Here is a 17623-nt window from a genome sequence, read left to right as displayed (position 1 = left end):
TCAATTAGCTTGCCTTTGCTTTCGCTTTCTTCTTTCTTGTGACTGTTACTTTAACACCTAGATATTTCTCGTATACTTCTTGAAACAGATCTTCTTTTTTCTCTGTACCGTAGTACTCGTTACGGACATATAAGCCAGATTTCTTTTTCCCCATTGTTTAACACCCCTTTAGAATGAAAAACCTACTCTTTTATCTTTTCCGCGAAATGCGGAAATTTAGTTAAAAAAATATCCTTTTCAGGAAAATCTAATTGTAAAGCCGCTTCTACCACTTCTTTTTCCGCGTTATGCAGATATGAAGGCATAAAAAACCACTCAAAAGGAAAGTTTAATACCATCGCAATACGCAGTGCTAAACGTGGGCTAGGTGTCCTTCTACCTGTCTCAATGTCAGCATAATGAGTTCGGCTCATGTCCGCCAACTTAGCGGCTTCTCCCTGTATTAGACCGAGATTTTCTCGAATTTGCACAAGCCAATACCTTCTCATGTTGCACCCCCACAATCTTGTAATTGATTTCAATTATATCCGCACTTCGCGGAAAAGTAAATAACTTTCTGAAAATTTATTTATACTTTTTTTATCCGCAGATTGCGTATTTACTATAGTTAGTGGTATCTTATAAGTAACACAATCAAAGAAAATATAAAAAGTTTTATATTTTCTTTGAATTTTAAATTAAACAAAATCATTAAAAAATATAAAGAGCTATATATTTTCTTGTTATCTTATATAAAACAAAAGTATTGAAAAATATAAATAGAATTTGGGGGATACAAAATGGATGTTGGAGCACGTTTAAAATTCTTACGTGACCGAAGAGGTTGGATCATAGAAGAAACTGCAGAACGACTAAACATGTCTAAGTCAGCATACGGCGGCTATGAAACAAACTACCGTAGACCTAAATACGAAGTTCTTGTTCAGATAGCAGATATTATGGATTCCACTACAGACTTTATTTTAGGAAGAACAGATAACCCAAATAGTATGGACTTTAATGTTACCGATTTTCTAGACAAGGGTAAGTTACATTCTAACGGTGTTGAAATTACAGAAGAGCAAGCAGAGGTTTTTAATACGTTATTTAAGCAGCTTATACAAATAAAAAAGCAATAAACAAAAAAGGATTAGCCAGATGCTATTCCTTTTTTTGTTGCAATATAGCTGTAAATTGTTTGTACTGTTCTGGCGTAATTTGTCCTTGGTTATACAGCTCTTCCAACAGGTAATTCATATCACAACTTACTTTTTCAGCACCGAATAATTCCCCAATTAAACGTTTTGTTTCTTGTTTTGCAGTCTCTTTTTTCAACGTAGTTTCTCCCCTTCATCTTTAAGAGTTTGTGAATTATGTATCAAATGGTTCAGTTTTTCCAATTATACAAAAAGTGTGACACCCCTTAAAAAGACGAAAGACGCTACATAAAGTAGCGTCTTTTTAACTATTCATTTATACTACATGCCGCCTGGATCAACTTTCATTGATTGTACTTTTACCGTATGTACATCTACTTTTTCTTTACCTAAATCTTTTGTATTGTCTGCACCAGCACCAATAACCCCGATTGATAATGCCAGAGCACATAATGTAGTGACTAAAAACTTTTTCATTTTACAACACCCCTTCTGTTATTAAAACGCGCTTTGGAAGCTGCGCGTATAGTAGACTTCCTGATTTTTCGAATTTTTCTAAAGATTCCCTCGACAATATTGTATCATTCTCAATTCTGGAAAGATAGTACATTTGAAAAGCTGATAAACCTTTTTCCCTCAGCCTACCCAAAATTTCATACCCTTTTTTCTTATCCCCGTATAAACATTCATAATAAGCTAAATCACCATCACTAATACAAGCAAAATCTATTTTTTCTAAGTTAAAGCCGAATTCAATATACAAGAAAGCTAGTGTTGTTTTAAAAGAACTATATTTTTGAGTGCCTTTAGGTGAGCTTATTCCTTCAAGACATTTAATAGCTTCTAAAATGTATTTCTCTGCCATTAATGGATTTTCAAAGATATAGCTTTCTCCCAAACAACAATATGCCGTAGCCTTCACAACTGTGAAATTCAGCTCAGAATCTATAATCGCAAGGCAGGTATTTCTACAGTTATCAATTTCATTAGCATGTAACTGTGTGTACGCGATTCGCTCCATATGTTGCATGCGTAAACAGTCTTTGATATAACCATCATCCATCTTACCGATATGTACATCAGCAACTTCAGCATACGATGCCATAGCACTATACCTTTGGTTATCATATTCAGCTGCCATTAGTAAGGTATTTAATAACACCTGACACTCCGAGTCTGATGAAACACGAGTCTCGTAGATTTCTTCCAACAAAATCTGTCCCTTTTTTCTATTCATATTTCGATGGTTATATAGAGAATATACACTCAAATATTTACGCACATCTTTTTGAACCTTTAGTAACTCTTCGTCTTTAGTCACCGCTTCAAATTTTTCAATTAGAGTATCCATAAGGTCATATTCTCCTGCTACCTGGCAATAACTCAATGCTTTTCTTACATTCAGACTAGTTTTACACTGTAAGATAAAATCTTTGATCCTTCCCGTTTGCTCTAAAGGATTTTTGTAGACGTAATGAATTAGCTTTTCAAAAACATCGAATTTCATTTCTCCAGTAACAAATGAAAGACCATTAGTAATAGTCGTTCTACTAATACCTGTATCTTTAGCTAACTTTCTTGTACTTATATTTTTGGATTGAATCGTACTATTCACTTCATTCATCAAAGCTTCCATCTGCATCCTCCCCAGAACACAAGACACAGCCCCTATATTTTCTCAACAAGAAAACGTACCATACGGATATTTAACCTTTTGAAGTATGCTATACTTGATGTTGACTCATGGAAAGTTTTACCTACGCGCACTAGGGTAAAACGTTACAACAGTGTTGCAGCACTGTTGTAACGCCGTGGGTCTTTTCGCTCTTTCATTTTATTATTTTCATCTTATCATAAAATTTAGAACATTCGTTTCAGTCTTTCTCAAATCAGGTTGAGAAAGTTTTTTCTAAATCTTCCAGAATCCCCATAAGAATATTTTACCACCAACAGAACGAATGTTCTAGTTGTTGTTCTAGTTTTATCCATAAAACTTCTCAAGAATTGTATTTTAGCCAAATTTCTTGGTATTTATAGTTTAAAAATAATGCCTTATTTATAATATAGGCATGAGCACATTTGGAGAAAATTTAAAAAAATTTAGATCAAATCGTTCTTTAACGCAAGCGGAGTTTGGAGATATGGTCCAATTAAGTCGTAGTCAAGTTAGTAACTTAGAGACCAACTTTAATGAACCCGACTTAAAATCTTTAGATCGTATCGCCAATTTCTTTAACACATCAATCGATGCACTTGTGGGAAGATCTATCCCAGAATCTGAAGAACAATTAAAAATCATTCTCGAGGAGATTCAAACGGTTTTCGCAGGCCTGGATGAATCTCAACGAGAACAATTCTGTAAACAGCTCCTTTTCTACACACAATTTCTGAATGAGAAAAAAGAGTTGTTATGAGTCGATTGTAGTAGAAACCATTTCCATATTCAACAGTAATGTTTTCTACTATAACCTAAAAACCGAGAGGATAGCTTGTCCTCACGGTTTTTATTTTTATGCCCTAATTATACACCGCACTCGCTCCCTCAAACGCTATAATCCCCATAATTTCTCCCTCTTTCATTAACTAAAATCTCGTTGTTTCGCTTTTCTCCCCCATAACTGTCTCCATAAAACAATTGAAGCGATAGAGAGCATGATTGTTGTAATGATACTCCCCTCAATTCCGAATGAGCCTCCATGAAAGAACTCCGATCCGTTTGCTACTGGTCTAAAAATTGGTGTAGAATACATTTCCATTCCACTAACCGCAAAACCGAATACGTTATATTGTGCCCAATTCCAAATGGAATGCCATGCGCATATGCCCCAAAGACTACTATCTTTCAAAACGTAAAAAGCTGCAAACACACCAACTAATATTATATTCGATATTGAAAGAATTGTAATACCTGGATTTAGTAAATGAAGAAAACCAAATAAAAAAGAAGTCACAACAATCCCGACCCATATACGGCTTCTAACAGAAAGAACTGGAAATAACCACCCTCTAACAACAATTTCTTCTGTCGCACCTTGTATTAAAAAAGCAACTAAAGATCCCACAATCCCAAGTATAGCGGTTGATGTAATTTGTTGCATTTGTAGTTGTACATTTCCTGTTAATAAAAGGAGCATAACTGGTATTGAAATGAAAACAAAACCTATTAATGCACCTTTCAAATATTTTCTTATCCACTGATTACTCCAAAAGCCAATAGATGAAATTGATCTTTTTTCTACGAATCTGATCCATAAAAAAACAAAAAATATAGCTCCGCCAAACGTCAATATCATCTCAATATCGCTATAAATTGCCTTCATTAAAAGTGTTTCTGTTTTCGGTAAAAACAACATAAATAACATGAACAATTCACCTAACGTTAAAAATACAATTGCAAGTATAACAGCGAATACTGGATGAACTTTTTTTCTTCCTTCTTTGGCTGCTTCAATTATTTTAAATTGAGTAAATTGCAATATTTTCGCCTCCTTAACAAATACATCAACACTATTCTTATACTATATATCGTTTTCCTAACACAAATTTCCAATAAAAAAACTTCTCAGTTTAGCATAAACCCAAATTAGGAATAATATATAAATAAAAGAGATGACTTTGTGCGTTTTACTATTATCACCAAGATTATTCACTGGTATTACCAGCACTTGCTATTTCCCACCATTTGTTGTAAGATAGTAATTAAGGTCAATTTAACACTGTATTTTCTTTGCATATTATCAAGTATCAATCAGGAACATTTTATACTCCTTATGGGTTTTTGATAATATGTGAACTTTTATTTTTCATTCAAATAAGGCCGATCATATTGTAATCTTTTTAAATTTTAGGAGGCATTACCATGACATTAACAGGTAAAGTAAAATGGTTTAACAGCGAAAAAGGTTTCGGTTTCATCGAAGTTGCAGACGGTAACGACGTATTCGTTCACTTCTCAGCTATCACTGGCGACGGCTTCAAATCTCTTGACGAAGGTCAAGAAGTTAGCTTCGAAGTTGAAGACGGTAACCGTGGACCTCAAGCTAAAAACGTTGTAAAGCTATAATTCAAACAATAAAAAGGTTGTTACCAGCACGGTTAACAACCTTTTTAATATATAACTAAAATTTTTTACATAAAAGGAGTGGTTATATGTATCGCAATCGAAAGAACGATGTAGCAGAAGTACCACCAGAACAAACCCCTGTCTGGGAATGTGAAGCAGAGGATTGTTTAGGATGGATGAGAAAGAACTTTTCATTTGAAGAAGAGCCTAAATGCCCTTTATGTAAAAGTAGCATGAAAAGCGGAGAACGTTTATTACCTAAGTTAGGTTAATTTTTATTTAACCCCTCTTTTATAAGAGGGGTTTTTTATTATAAATTTATATTCTCTACATCCGTTCGAATTATAGAATACAATAGTGCATCATGTTGCTTATTTCCTTGATGAATGTATCCACGTAATAACCCTTCCTTATGAAAACCTATTTTAGATAACATTTTACAAGAAGTAACATTTTCAGGGTATGTAATAGCACCAATTCTAAATAAGCCTAAATCACGAAATCCATAATGAATAATTTCCCCGGCCGCCTCTGACGCATAACCATTCCCCCAATATCGAGGGTGTAAGTCATATCCAATTTCAGATCGTTTACTCCATAGTTGTAAATTATTTAATCCAATTGTACCTATTAAAGTATTTGTTTCTTTTAGCACAATCCCCCATCGTATCGCTTTTTTCTCGAAGTAATTTTTCGAAAAAGATTCAATCATACGTGAAGCTTGTCCGAACTCCGTAAAAGAATTCATGCCGTAATAACATGTTACCTCATCCAATGAAAAGATTTCATATATTTTTTGACAATAAGATTGTTCTATTTCAACTAAACGCAAACGTTCTGTTTCTAATATAGGAAATACCATAGGATCGCTCCTTTCTTTCTACTCATTCATTATAGCAGAAAAAATATTAATAATTAGGAAAGTCCTCAATGTCCCATTAATCAAATATTTCAGGAGGAGCTTATCCTCTTAATTCAATACGAACTAAGAGTAACCCTTCTTGTTTTTGCATGATTAGAAAAAATAAAGAGATGATCAAAGTGCTATGATCATCTCTTTATTCCCTATTTATGTGCAACTAATGCCCAATGACATGGAGCTGTTTATCTCCAATTTATACTTAAAAAACCAGTTTCTCTAAGAAGTGTATCTACCTCATTAACAAATGGCTATAATCACATTCCGTTCTTTCCTTCATTTTTTAAAATTATTTGTATTATTTTCATTTCCATCACTCCGCTCGTAATAATATGTCTTATAAATTCGATTCCTTGCTCACTTTTCCTTTCTAAAAAAACACCCTACGCCATACATTTATGGTAAAATATAGTTAATATCATATTTTATTGTGGAGGTGTAAATGTTCTATGTATATATTCATCGGCTTATCCCTCTTACTCATATTACTCCTATTTTTATTCGCAAAAAAGTTCGCTCCAAACTCATTCATGATGACTCGTTTTAAAGGCAATAGCTTTAAAACATTTTCAATCAGCATGTTAATCGCCGCTACTCTTTCACTTTCATATGGAATCTATCACGCAGCAACTTATCAACCTAAACATTTAGATATTACACTTCAAAATCAAAACTTTACTGTTTTCGGTAATGTTGGAGAAGTTGGATATTTCTCAGAAGAATTACTAAAAAAAGATACAGAAGTTGCACTATATTTTGCCTCTTGGAAACAAATGCAATTAAATAATCCAGAAATAATAGTAAACTACCCTTCCGGTAAACAGGAAACATGGAAACCGAACATTACATTAATTCCTGCCAATAAATTAAAAGAGAAACATGGTATAAAAGAGCTTTATCAACTCTCATCATATTCATTTAAAGAATCCGGGAACATAACATTAACAATTACTGAGAATAATACAACAAATAAAAAGGTCTCAATTCAAGTAAAATAAATAAAATGTCCCTCCAGCATAACGGAGGGACATTTTATTTATATATTATTAATTTGACGGTTCATTTAATGTTGCCATTATTTCATTTGCAGTGTTCTTTCCATTTCCAATACATGCACCAATTCCGACACCGTAATATGAGGCACCAGCTAAATATACATTTGGATAAAGATCCGTCATTTTTTCTTGTAATGTTTGAACCGCTTGATTATGTTCTAAATGATATTTCGGCATTAAATCTTTCCAATTTGTAACTTCAACTACTTCTGGCTCACCTTTAATTCCGAGACTCTTTTCAATATCGTATAAAGCGACTCGTACTAATTCTTCTTCACTATAATTTTTAATCGTTTCATATACTGGATTGGTACTCTTATAAAACATTCTTACTAATAGCTTTTGTTTTCCAGATGTATGTTTCCACTTTCGACTTGTCCATGTACAAGCATCACAATGTAAATCACTATTCTCCGTTACGATAAATCCTGTGCCGTCCGCCGGTAATTGTTCATCTAATATGTCAAACCCTAAGTAAATACTTATAAGAGATGAGTTTTTAAATGTATGAAACTGCTCGTTTAACTCATTAGACTGCAATAAAGTTTCTGCAATGTCATGCGGAGCTGCTACAACAACAGAATCAGCTTGGATGGATTCATGATTTGCAAAGGAGATTTCATAGCTCTCACCTTGTTTCCTTACAGCTGTCGTTATAACACCTTTCTTAACAACAGTCTCAGTCAGCACTTCTTCTAAACGATCAATAATCGTAGATAGTCCACCTTTAAATGATACGAACTTTTTGTTTCCTGCTGATTGAAATTGTTTTTTATTCTCTTCAAAACCTTTAATAATACTTCCATATTTATTTTTATAATCCAGTAAATACGGTAATGTCGATGCCATAGTAAGTTCATTCAATTTACCGGAATATACACCTGAAAGTACTGGGGCAATTTGTCTTTCCACTAATTCTTTCCCTAAAAAGCTTTCTAAAAATACAGCAAGTGAAGTATCTTTTGTAAACTCTTTATTTTTCGTTATGAAATCTTTTAAAGCAACAATTTTCCCTTTCGTTGATACTAGCGTACTGCTAAACAACGACTCGACACTCATCGGTATCCCAAATATAGTGTCAGAAGGAATTGGATGTAAAGTATTATCAGAGTATATGTAAGAAATACCCGTTTCGTTATATACCATTTCTTCTTCTAAATTTAAATCTTTTACAAGTGGCATAACATGTTCATTACGGGCAACGATAGAATCTGCTCCTGATTCCATAATAAAATCTTTTTCTTCTACACTATGGATTTTACCGCCTAAATACTCTTCTTTTTCTACAAGGATTAAATTTAAATCAACATTATAATCCTTTTTTAATTTTTCTAAATAAAACATAGTAGAAAGTCCCGTTATACCTCCACCGATAACAACAACTGTTTTCATATGTACTGCGCTCCTAACCGATACAATTAATAATTCCTTTATTATTATACCCAAAAGTCCTTATATTCGACTAGCAGCTTGTGCATTCTGTAAGAAATTAGACAATATATTCGAATATATTTCCGGTTGATCATTATGAACTAAATGACCGGCAAACGGAATAACGGCGATATGTATGTTGTCGTTTAATTGTTTGAACGTTGTAGCAGCTGTAACTTCATCTTCTGAATCTCCCCCAGCAATACAAAGTGTAGGCACTTCAAGATTAGCTACATCACCCGTCTCATCAAATGGGTACCAATCTTTAACTTGCCACGATTCAAGCAATGCTTTCCAATCACTTTTTTCATGGATTTGATTCATATATGTTATTACTTCTTCATTTTCCATCAATTGCTGGTGGCACTTCGCTTCATACTCCTGAGACTCCTCCCAATTTCCTCTCTTAAGCGGAAAGATACCTGAAAAAGTTAACGTTCTCACTTTATCTGGATATTTTTTTGCAAATAATAAAGCAGCGATTCCTCCTAGTGAAACACCGACTATATGGCATCTAATAATTTGCAAATGTTCTAAAGTATCATTTAAATCTTTAACAGAGCGCAGGAAATAATTATCTACTGTTCCCCCTGATTTTCCATGCCCTCTTAAATCAGGACGTATTACTTGATAGTTTTTCCCTCGAAAAAACTCTACCTGTTCTTCGAATTCTACTAAACCTGTCATACCACCAGAATGTAAAAGTACAATCGGTTCACCTTCGCCTGAAATGTGTGTATGTAATATCATTTATGCCCCTCCTATGAAATTGAATTTTCTATTAATTAACAGTATATAGAATATACATCTGAATTTCCAAATAAAAAAGAACTATAACATTTTCAAATCACGTCATAGTTCTTTTTATTTTAAAAACATAAAGTAATTAATCAATTTGTCTATTTCTTGGCTTAATGCTAATACTTTTTCATGCTGAATTCCGTAATCCGATACTAAATATAAAAGTTCTTCTTTCTTTATTTCAATGACTTTTTCCAATTTCACTAATTCCATATCGTTTTACTTCTCTCTCCAATACTAAAATGTATGTATTTTAGTATAGCCTATTTACATAATTAGTAAAAGTAAAATGAACATGTAAAATCTTACAAATATAAAAATAATATACTATCAACAAAAAATTTGAAATTTAGCCCCTTTTTTACAGTTCATTAGACATTATTACGTATGAATAACAAATCGGAATTTCTCTAATGTTATATCTTTATATTTTGGAGCTCTCTTAATATGATCAAAGTAACTATATGAAAATTTAAAGATATGTCCGAAATCCCAATCAAATTCACCATAGTCTTTTAGCCAAAATTGATTTTCTATTGGTAACATGTGAGCACGTTTAGATTCGACTAAAGGTAAACAATCTATCGGTGAGTGTAAAGTTATTTCACTATTTGACGTTAGGTTTTGACTAGCACGTAACACGTATACTAGTTTTAACAGTGGACACAGCGCTCGATGGAATATATCTCTATGCCCTAAGTCATACATAATATTAATTGCATGAGAAAAAGTAAGTAAATGACCAATTAAATCATGGTGTGCTTCCGCTCTATAAATAATATTAAATTGCGAAAGCTCTTTTAAAATAAACGTAGATAATTGTTTCGGATTTCTTAATTCACTTTCTATCTCATCTTTTATATTTAATTGTTTTACTTCCTTTGTTGTAAAACCAATCCATGATCTACCAGGAATTGTTTTTCGAAACGATATTATAAGGTTAGTAACCCCTTCAATCTCTTGATTATCGCCCCATTTTTGTAACTCTTTCATAGCTAATAAACTTAATGCAGCATAAATGACATTATGCCCCACCCAATGAAGTTCATCAATTGTATGTTCCAATGATTTTATAATCATTTTTTCAGCACTTTGAAAATCAATTTCTTCTTTATTATCGATGACTTCACCTAAATTTTGCTTGCTTAGCATCATTTTTGTTTGAGAATACATACTACGAATTATTTCTTCTTTCACATTGTTATCTTTCATGAAAAAATAACTAGCAATTGCAGCTGCACCGAAATGTGCATGCCAAATATCATTTGTTTGTCTTTTACATTGAGAAATAATTGAAAGGCCATCTCTTAAAACAGTTTTATTTTCCATCTTTTTATCCCCCGTAATAAAAATCAATTTATATTCATCCTAAAGATGGCGTCAATACAAATAAAATATGATTAGATTCATCACTTTTATTTAAAAAACGATGTTTCACATTTGGCGGAATACGTACAACATCACCTTCTTCTAAAAAATACTCTTTTCCTTCTAACTCCACATACACTTCTCCTTTCATGACAACAGCAATTTCTTCCTTATCTTCATGTGAATAATGACTTTCCGTTGTTTTTGCTTGTTTATTTAAATCCATTATTAACATTTCAATACGTGCTTTCATAAAATCTGGTGTTAATACATCATATACAATGTGATCATTGTTTTCCCGATATACTTTCTTTCGATCTTTTTTCTTAGAAATGAGTGAATCTGTATCGATTTCATTAATAAAAAGTGTAAATAATGGTACATTTAATGCTTTCGCAATTAATTCCAATACACTCAAAGAAGGATTCGCATATCCTCTTTCAATTTGACTAATTAGTGAAGTACTAATCCCTGCATAATCAGCAAACTCACGAATTGTCATATTATTTTTCTTCCGGTAACTTAATACAGTTTGTCCGAGTCTATCATGTATCATAGTAAAAACTTCCTTTCGTCCATCATATTGCATCTTTCGCTGTCTTTGTGCTGACATAGTAAACAAAGACAAATAATCCTTTCCTATCATCTCAGTGACTTATATACTTACCTTTGTACATTATATCGTATAAAGTTCATTATAATAAACAAACTATCGGAGGGACAAACTGTGAAATCACCTATTCTTTCATATTTCATCTTATTTTTCGGCGTATTTGCCCTATCAACTTCAGCGATTTTTGTAAAATTAGCCGATGCTCCTGCGGCTATCATCGCTTTTTATCGATTATTCTTTGCTACACTAATTTTGTTACCCTTGTTACTTTTCAATAAAAATAATCGAAACGAGCTAAACACAGTAACAAAAAGACAATGGGGATTTGGATTCATATCAGGGTTATTTTTAGCTACCCATTATGTACTTTGGTTTGAATCATTACAATATACTTCTGTAGCAAGTTCTACAGTTATCGTAACGTTACAACCTTTATTTTCAATGATTGGCGGTTACTTTCTATTTAAAGAGATATTTACGAAAGGTGCAGTCATTGGTTGCCTCATCGCTATTTCAGGAAGTATCATAATTGGATGGCAAGACTTCCAAATTAGCGGTGAAGCTTTATACGGAGATATTTTAGCGTTTATTGCGGCCGGAATTATTACCGCATACTTTTTCATTAGCCAACATGTTCGTAAAGATTTATCACTTATACCGTATTCGGTAATTAGTTATGGAAGTAGCGCCTGTTTTCTTGGTATATTTGCTTACATGCAGCAAGAATCTTTCATCCATTACTCTACGCAAACTTGGTTGTGTTTTATTGGCTTAGCGTTTGTTGCAACGATTTTAGGGCAAACAATTTTTAATTGGTTATTAAAATGGATGAGTGCTACTGTAATCTCTATGAGTATTTTAGGAGAAACGATTGGAACTTGTATGCTGGCGTACTTTATATTAAATGAGACTATTTCTTTACAACAAGGACTAGGCATTACAGTTATTTTTATTGGTTTAGCATTATTTTTAATGCAACCCAAACTGCCTAACAACAACTAACAAATAAAAGGCATGACATTATACTGTCATGCTTTTCACTATCCATTATGTACGATTAAACCGTCAGGTCTAAAACGACTCATCATAATTTCATTAATAAACTTCCCGTGAGCCTTCAAATTCCCTATCTTTACTCCCTCTTCTACAAATCCGAATTTTTCATATAGAGATTTCGCTTTAGGATTCGTTTCTAAAACACCAAGTTCTACTCTCTCTAACATTAACCAATTATCAGCCAAATCAAGCATTTTTGTAAGAAGAGCTTGTCCAATGCCTTTATTATGATATTCACTATCTACCCCTATAAACAAATCACCCGAATGAGATCTACGTCCTGGACTTTGAGTTAACCCAACAAATCCAACAACTTCTCCCTCATACTCTGCAACAAATTCAAATTGATTCTGTGCTAAATTTCGAATTCTATTTTCCATTGCATCTACACGCATGCTAGGTAAGAAAACCATATAAGGTAAAACATCATCTTGTATGCATATACGATGAATTGCTCTAGCATCTTGTATTTCTACTGCTCGTATGTTGATTCCCATATTCGTCCTCCTCCATATAAATACTACTATATTATTATCTATATTCTATATCATTCTAGAACCCTACATTAAATCCTTTCTCACTCGTATTTCTTTATGTTATTTTTACATAACTATTTCGATATAACACTTATTTTCCAAACATCTTATCCTAACAACATACTTTTATTTTTCACCTTATTATATAACTCAAGCAAATTTTCTATTGGAATACCATTTATTTTCATACCCGTCATATCACAATTTACTATTTCAATATTTTTCAGGTTACTATTATGTATTGTACTATCTTCCAAATCACAGTTTTCAAATGAAATAGGTTCCTTCTCATCTCCAAGACTTGTATTTTTGAATTGCACTCCGCCTAATGTCACCAAATTAAATTTACTACCTGAAAGATTTAAATCTGCAAATAAAGACCTTTTTAAATTTATATTTCTAAACTTTGATTGACTTACATTACAATTACTCATATTCATATGCATTATATTACTACCAACAAATGCACTATGTTTTAAATTTACTTGATAATATTCTGTATTAACCAGACTACAGTTTTCGTATTGGCTCTGTTTCAAATCTTTATTTTTAATTCGGCTCTCTTCAGCTGACTCTACCGTTATTCTTTTTACATAACAATACTCATCTTCAGATTTGAAGATTATTTCATAGCCCATTTTTTTATAAAAATGATGATTGTTAATTTGTCTACTAGATGTTTCAAGATCCCAAATCCTTATGTTCGGATATTCCTCTTCTATTAATTTGATAACATATGATCCAATTCCTTTTCCTTGATAAACAGGATCCACAAAAATACGATCAATTCGACCATATGACTTACCAGAGATCGTAACTATAATTCCCCCAATTATTTTTTCATTCATTATTATTTTAAAAGAATCCAGTTCTTCAATCGAATATTTCATCATTTCTACTGAAGAATACCCTGGTGGTTGGATGTTATAGTCAATTACATCATCTTGGCCATATAACCAGCGTTTTGCTTCTTCATCAAATGTTTTTGTCATTATTTCTGTTAACTTTTCAGCATCTAAAATTGTAGCTTTTTCTATAGATATTAATGTCATTTTTACTTTCCCCTTTATTATTAAAAAATAAGAAACTTTGCAAACGATATAATTATAAAATAAAGAAAATTAAAATTAATACTCCTCTTTACTATTAAACTATAAATAAACCTATATTTTCCACTGTTACTTCGTATTAATGAATAAAAAAGAGACCATGCAATATAAACATGTTCTCTTCTATTATTCATTTTCAATTGTTTATAATTAAAAACTAGTTGTTACTTAAGCCACTCATTGCAAGTATGACTTAACTCCTGCAACTCTTCAATAAATTGACTCGCATGATATCCATCACACACCGAATGATGAACTTGCAATGAAACTGGTAGCATAACCTTATTTTCTTCATTAAAATATTTCCCACAAGTTATAATTGGTAATAGAAAATCAGCATCATTATTAACATTAAGATTAAATCCAGTAAAACTAGTCCAAGGTATGCTAGAAATCGGAAATACATTAGGCGGAATATTTTCTTTCGTGAAAAGACCATGAACACTAGCATAGCATCTCATATCTTCTTCATAATTTTTATAGAAAATGCGGAAATCACTTGAATAATCCGTCCATATACTTGAAAAAGACTTATCATCTATATGAAAGATTGTATAGCTAGGTATCATTTTCTCCCAATAGCCCAAAACTCCTTCTTTATTAAAACATGTTCGAAATTCTTTATGTTTATTTATTATTCTCGAAATTATATAAATAAAAGTCGGATAAAATTTAATTCCCTTTTGATGTACTTTCTCTATCAGAAGCGTAATATCAACATTTACTGTCATACTAAACGTACATTTTAATTCTAAATAATGTTCAAAATACTGCTCTCTATTCCAATTTTCTCTATCAATTACATGAAACTTCATTTTAATAGCCTCCTAAAATTTTCTTTTTATTTTAGAAGGCTAATTTCCTTGCTTTCACCATAATTGTTCACTCCTAACAGTTTACATTTCACCCTAATTGTTTATTTAATTATATAACATCTATAAGAATCAATTCACATATTTCTGGAAATCCATCCACATACTATAGATAAATCAAATGAAATTTGGAGGATTCATACATGAATAACAAAAATATAAATAAAAAAGAAACTGTTACCGAAAACGCTACACCAATTCAAAATAATAATACTGCAAATCTTAATATCGAAGAACAAGCAATGAACGGCTTATATGGAATGCCAGAAACCAATATTGAAGATGCTGATCATGCTGTATCTGATGATTTGACTTCAAAAAATGAATTACATTGAAAAAAGCCAAGGAAAATATCCTTGGCTTTTTCAACTATGCATCCACTTTTTGTATTTCTTCACTCTTTCTTGAAAGTTTCCCTGGCCAAAAAGCAAAACGGCCTAAAACGACTGTGATTGCCGGTACAAGTAGTGGTCTTACAATAAACGTATCTAGTAATACACCAATTGCTGTTACAATACCAAATTGAACGAGCACTTGAATTGGAAGTGTTCCTAACACAGCAAAAGTTCCGGCTAAAATTAAACCTGCGGATGTAATGACACTACCTGTTTGTATAACGCCATTTTTTACTGCATCCAAATGATTTTGTGTCTTCCTGTTTTTCCATATTTCTGAAACCATAAAGATATTATAATCTTCACCTAAAGCAACTAAAAATACGAATGCGTATAACGGTATTGCGCCTTGAATGGCCGGTGCTCCCATACCGAAGTGAAGTAATATCCATCCTGCTCCTAATGCAGAGAAAAATGATAAAACAACAGTTACAATTAAATAAATCATCGCAACAATTGATCGTAAGTAAACAAGTAATAATACAGCTATAATACTAATCATTACTGGAATAATAACCGCTTCATCACGTTCTGTAATTTGCTTTGTATCATATAATGATGCCGTTTCTCCGCCAATCCATAGTTGATCTTCAGCATTGCTAACCCCAGCATCCTTTAATACTTTTTCTACACTACTTTTCAATTTAGGAATTTGATCTAATGCTTCAATTGAGTATGGATTTTCTGCTAAAGAAACCTCATACATTTTAATTTGCTTGTTTTCTTTACCCTCTTTTGGCTCTTTCACTGTTTTTACGAAAGAAAATTTCTCTAGTTCTTCTTTAATAGGAAGCTCTTTTCCTTTCGTATCAACAACAATTTTTACTGGAGCTAGTTCACCAGCTGAAAAATGATCACTAATTAATGTAAACCCTTCACGTGAAGGCATATCCTTTGGAAACGATTCTAATAGGTCATATGTGTATTGAATACGTGGTACAAATGAAGCCAATCCACCTAATACAAATACAGTAAGCATAATTATTGTCCACGGTCTTCGTACTACTACATCTCCAAGTTTTTTACTAAAGGCGCCTTTTGATTTTTTAACCTTTACGACTTTCTTTTTCTTTCTTGCAAACTCCTCATTCATTGAAGTTGTTCTCGGTATAAACGGGAAGAACGCAACTCTGCCAAAGATTAATAAAAATGCAGGAAGAATTGTTAAAGCAGCGATTCCCATTATGAATACTGCAACACTAAATGGTACTGCAAATCGATGAAAGGCACCATAATGAGCAAGTAGTAATGTTCCTAAGCCAAGTACTACCGTTAATGCACTCATTATAATTGCCCCACCAGATGCTTTAATCGCAAGTTGCAGCGCCTTATATTTACTTTCTTCTTCTAACAAGTACTCCCGATATCTCGAAATTAAAAATAGACAATAATCCGTTCCAGCACCAAACAATAATACTGTCATGATTGATATTGCTTGGGCATCTACTTTAATCCATCCATGATCAGCTAAAAAACCAAGTGTAGGACTAATAATACCGTATGCAAAGCCAACAACAAGTAAAGGTAAAATTGCTAAGATTGGTGAACGGTACAGTAAAATTAATAGGACTAATACGAGTAATACAGTAGCAACTAATAACTTCACATCTGCTTGACTAAATAAGCTAACTGCATCTGTTTGAATACCTACTGGTCCAGATAATCGAACGTGTAAACCAGAGTCACTTATTTTTTGTTTGAACGGATCTTCATCGACCTTACTATTCACTATGTTTCTTAAATCTTCAAGATTTCCTTTTAATATATCCGTTCCAGCTGACTTATTAAAGAATACGGGTGTAACAAATGATGTACCATCTTTTGATGCACTTTTTGATAATGCTTGTTCCGGGATTGTATCAAATGGTGGTAACGTTGATTGTTCTTTTAAAGGACTGGCCTTTAATTCTTTATAAACGTCTTGTATGAGTTTATAGTCCTTTGACTGTAATCCACCATCTCTATACCATACTACTAACAAAGGATTTCCTGCATTATTTGGAAATTCTTTTTTCATAAGTGCTTCCGCTTGCTGCGACATAGCAGTTTCAGGTAAATTTTTCGGATTCGGTTCTTTCGTACTATTTACTTGTGGTAACGTAAATGAAAGTAATAATGTAATAAGAACCCAAACCGATAAAGTTATCCATTGCGTATGCTTCCCTGCTACAAGCCTCCCTAACATATGTAACGGGTGCTTTTTCATAAAAACCCACCTTCCTTTTTCCCTCCACTATTAATTATATATACTGGTCGGTTAATTAATCAA

23 protein-coding genes are annotated in these 17623 nt (G+C 32.6%); 7 read left to right on the top strand and 16 right to left on the bottom strand.

Annotation, left to right across the window (positions count from 1 at the left end; all coding sequences use genetic code 11):
* Window positions 1–4 precede the first annotated feature (4 nt).
* Together KVT31_RS20610 and KVT31_RS20605 are read right to left on the bottom strand one after the other, a co-directional pair.
* The gene (locus KVT31_RS20610) at window positions 5–154 is read right to left on the bottom strand and encodes a hypothetical protein (RefSeq protein WP_217613558.1); all 150 of its coding nucleotides are present in this window, start codon (window positions 152–154) and stop codon (window positions 5–7) included.
* A 28-nt stretch (window positions 155–182) separates the two neighbouring features.
* On the bottom strand, window positions 183–488 hold the full coding sequence (locus KVT31_RS20605; RefSeq protein WP_217613557.1) for a helix-turn-helix transcriptional regulator: 306 nt from the start codon (window positions 486–488) through the stop codon (window positions 183–185).
* Window positions 489–779: 291 nt separating this feature from the next.
* Here KVT31_RS20605 and KVT31_RS20600 point away from each other — a divergent pair, with 291 nt between their 5' ends.
* The gene (locus KVT31_RS20600; RefSeq protein WP_217613556.1) at window positions 780–1118 is read left to right on the top strand and encodes a helix-turn-helix domain-containing protein; all 339 of its coding nucleotides are present in this window, start codon (window positions 780–782) and stop codon (window positions 1116–1118) included.
* Window positions 1119–1140: 22 nt separating this feature from the next.
* Here the strand turns inward: KVT31_RS20600 and KVT31_RS20595 are convergent, their stop codons facing one another.
* The 3 genes from KVT31_RS20595 to KVT31_RS20585 all read right to left on the bottom strand — a co-directional run bounded on the left by KVT31_RS20595 (window position 1141) and on the right by KVT31_RS20585 (window position 2772).
* Window positions 1141–1314, bottom strand: a complete 174-nt coding sequence (locus KVT31_RS20595; RefSeq protein ID WP_217613555.1) for a hypothetical protein — start codon at window positions 1312–1314, stop codon at window positions 1141–1143.
* Between the two features lie 143 nt (window positions 1315–1457).
* Complete coding sequence (locus tag KVT31_RS20590; RefSeq protein ID WP_217563209.1) at window positions 1458–1613, bottom strand: hypothetical protein; 156 nt, start codon at window positions 1611–1613, stop codon at window positions 1458–1460.
* A gap of 1 nt (window position 1614) precedes the next feature.
* Window positions 1615–2772 (bottom strand): AimR family lysis-lysogeny pheromone receptor, encoded by a 1158-nt coding sequence (locus KVT31_RS20585; protein ID WP_253631356.1) that lies wholly within the window; start codon window positions 2770–2772, stop codon window positions 1615–1617.
* 433 nt (window positions 2773–3205) lie between these two features.
* Here KVT31_RS20585 and KVT31_RS20580 point away from each other — a divergent pair, with 433 nt between their 5' ends.
* Window positions 3206–3550 carry a helix-turn-helix domain-containing protein gene (locus tag KVT31_RS20580; RefSeq protein ID WP_217613554.1) on the top strand — a complete coding sequence of 115 codons (345 nt, stop codon included), beginning with the start codon at window positions 3206–3208 and terminating at the stop codon, window positions 3548–3550.
* Window positions 3551–3715: 165 nt separating this feature from the next.
* Here the strand turns inward: KVT31_RS20580 and KVT31_RS20575 are convergent, their stop codons facing one another.
* Entirely contained in the window at window positions 3716–4612 is an 897-nt protein-coding gene (locus tag KVT31_RS20575) for a CPBP family intramembrane glutamic endopeptidase (protein ID WP_217613553.1), read from the bottom strand.
* A 383-nt stretch (window positions 4613–4995) separates the two neighbouring features.
* Between KVT31_RS20575 and cspD the strand changes: the two genes are divergently transcribed.
* Together cspD and KVT31_RS20565 are read left to right on the top strand one after the other, a co-directional pair.
* A complete protein-coding gene (gene cspD / locus KVT31_RS20570; RefSeq protein ID WP_000176365.1) occupies window positions 4996–5199 on the top strand; it encodes a cold-shock protein CspD in 204 nt (67 codons plus the stop codon).
* A gap of 86 nt (window positions 5200–5285) precedes the next feature.
* Entirely contained in the window at window positions 5286–5471 is a 186-nt protein-coding gene (locus KVT31_RS20565) for a cold-shock protein (RefSeq protein ID WP_000286198.1), read from the top strand.
* Window positions 5472–5509: 38 nt separating this feature from the next.
* On the opposite strand, the gene KVT31_RS20560 is transcribed toward KVT31_RS20565, so the two are convergent.
* On the bottom strand, window positions 5510–6061 hold the full coding sequence (locus KVT31_RS20560) for a GNAT family N-acetyltransferase (protein ID WP_098342517.1): 552 nt from the start codon (window positions 6059–6061) through the stop codon (window positions 5510–5512).
* A gap of 506 nt (window positions 6062–6567) precedes the next feature.
* Between KVT31_RS20560 and KVT31_RS20555 the strand changes: the two genes are divergently transcribed.
* Complete coding sequence (locus KVT31_RS20555) at window positions 6568–7116, top strand: hypothetical protein (RefSeq protein ID WP_098342518.1); 549 nt, start codon at window positions 6568–6570, stop codon at window positions 7114–7116.
* A gap of 48 nt (window positions 7117–7164) precedes the next feature.
* Here the strand turns inward: KVT31_RS20555 and KVT31_RS20550 are convergent, their stop codons facing one another.
* The 5 genes from KVT31_RS20550 to KVT31_RS20530 form a co-directional block, all read right to left on the bottom strand.
* Window positions 7165–8565, bottom strand: coding sequence for a protoporphyrinogen oxidase (locus KVT31_RS20550; protein ID WP_217613552.1), 1401 nt, complete (start codon window positions 8563–8565; stop codon window positions 7165–7167).
* Window positions 8566–8625: 60 nt separating this feature from the next.
* On the bottom strand, window positions 8626–9354 hold the full coding sequence (locus KVT31_RS20545) for an alpha/beta fold hydrolase (protein WP_098342520.1): 729 nt from the start codon (window positions 9352–9354) through the stop codon (window positions 8626–8628).
* 114 nt (window positions 9355–9468) lie between these two features.
* The gene (locus tag KVT31_RS20540) at window positions 9469–9618 is read right to left on the bottom strand and encodes an aspartyl-phosphate phosphatase Spo0E family protein (protein ID WP_000424361.1); all 150 of its coding nucleotides are present in this window, start codon (window positions 9616–9618) and stop codon (window positions 9469–9471) included.
* A gap of 168 nt (window positions 9619–9786) precedes the next feature.
* Window positions 9787–10734, bottom strand: coding sequence for a hypothetical protein (locus KVT31_RS20535; protein WP_217613551.1), 948 nt, complete (start codon window positions 10732–10734; stop codon window positions 9787–9789).
* 34 nt (window positions 10735–10768) lie between these two features.
* Window positions 10769–11329, bottom strand: a complete 561-nt coding sequence (locus KVT31_RS20530; protein WP_076537637.1) for a helix-turn-helix domain-containing protein — start codon at window positions 11327–11329, stop codon at window positions 10769–10771.
* A 171-nt stretch (window positions 11330–11500) separates the two neighbouring features.
* On the opposite strand from KVT31_RS20530, the gene KVT31_RS20525 reads away from it, so the two are divergent.
* The gene (locus KVT31_RS20525; protein WP_098342522.1) at window positions 11501–12388 is read left to right on the top strand and encodes a DMT family transporter; all 888 of its coding nucleotides are present in this window, start codon (window positions 11501–11503) and stop codon (window positions 12386–12388) included.
* A gap of 38 nt (window positions 12389–12426) precedes the next feature.
* Here the strand turns inward: KVT31_RS20525 and KVT31_RS20520 are convergent, their stop codons facing one another.
* From KVT31_RS20520 to catA, 3 genes are all read right to left on the bottom strand, one after another.
* The gene (locus tag KVT31_RS20520) at window positions 12427–12939 is read right to left on the bottom strand and encodes a GNAT family N-acetyltransferase (RefSeq protein WP_098342523.1); all 513 of its coding nucleotides are present in this window, start codon (window positions 12937–12939) and stop codon (window positions 12427–12429) included.
* A 146-nt stretch (window positions 12940–13085) separates the two neighbouring features.
* Complete coding sequence (locus KVT31_RS20515) at window positions 13086–14048, bottom strand: GNAT family N-acetyltransferase (protein WP_217613643.1); 963 nt, start codon at window positions 14046–14048, stop codon at window positions 13086–13088.
* Between the two features lie 203 nt (window positions 14049–14251).
* Window positions 14252–14902: a type A chloramphenicol O-acetyltransferase gene (gene catA / locus KVT31_RS20510; protein WP_217613550.1), complete on the bottom strand. Its 651-nt coding sequence runs from the start codon at window positions 14900–14902 to the stop codon at window positions 14252–14254.
* A gap of 200 nt (window positions 14903–15102) precedes the next feature.
* Between catA and KVT31_RS20505 the strand changes: the two genes are divergently transcribed.
* A complete protein-coding gene (locus KVT31_RS20505) occupies window positions 15103–15294 on the top strand; it encodes a DUF4021 domain-containing protein (RefSeq protein ID WP_098342526.1) in 192 nt (63 codons plus the stop codon).
* 34 nt (window positions 15295–15328) lie between these two features.
* On the opposite strand, the gene KVT31_RS20500 is transcribed toward KVT31_RS20505, so the two are convergent.
* Window positions 15329–17560 (bottom strand): MMPL family transporter, encoded by a 2232-nt coding sequence (locus KVT31_RS20500; RefSeq protein WP_098342527.1) that lies wholly within the window; start codon window positions 17558–17560, stop codon window positions 15329–15331.
* Between the last annotated feature and the right edge of the window lie 63 nt (window positions 17561–17623).

Origin of the sequence: Bacillus sp. GbtcB14, from assembly GCF_019091205.1 — a bacterium.
GTDB lineage: Bacteria > Bacillota > Bacilli > Bacillales > Bacillaceae_G > Bacillus_A > Bacillus_A cereus_AG.
This window is presented reverse-complemented; position numbering and strand designations above follow the sequence as displayed.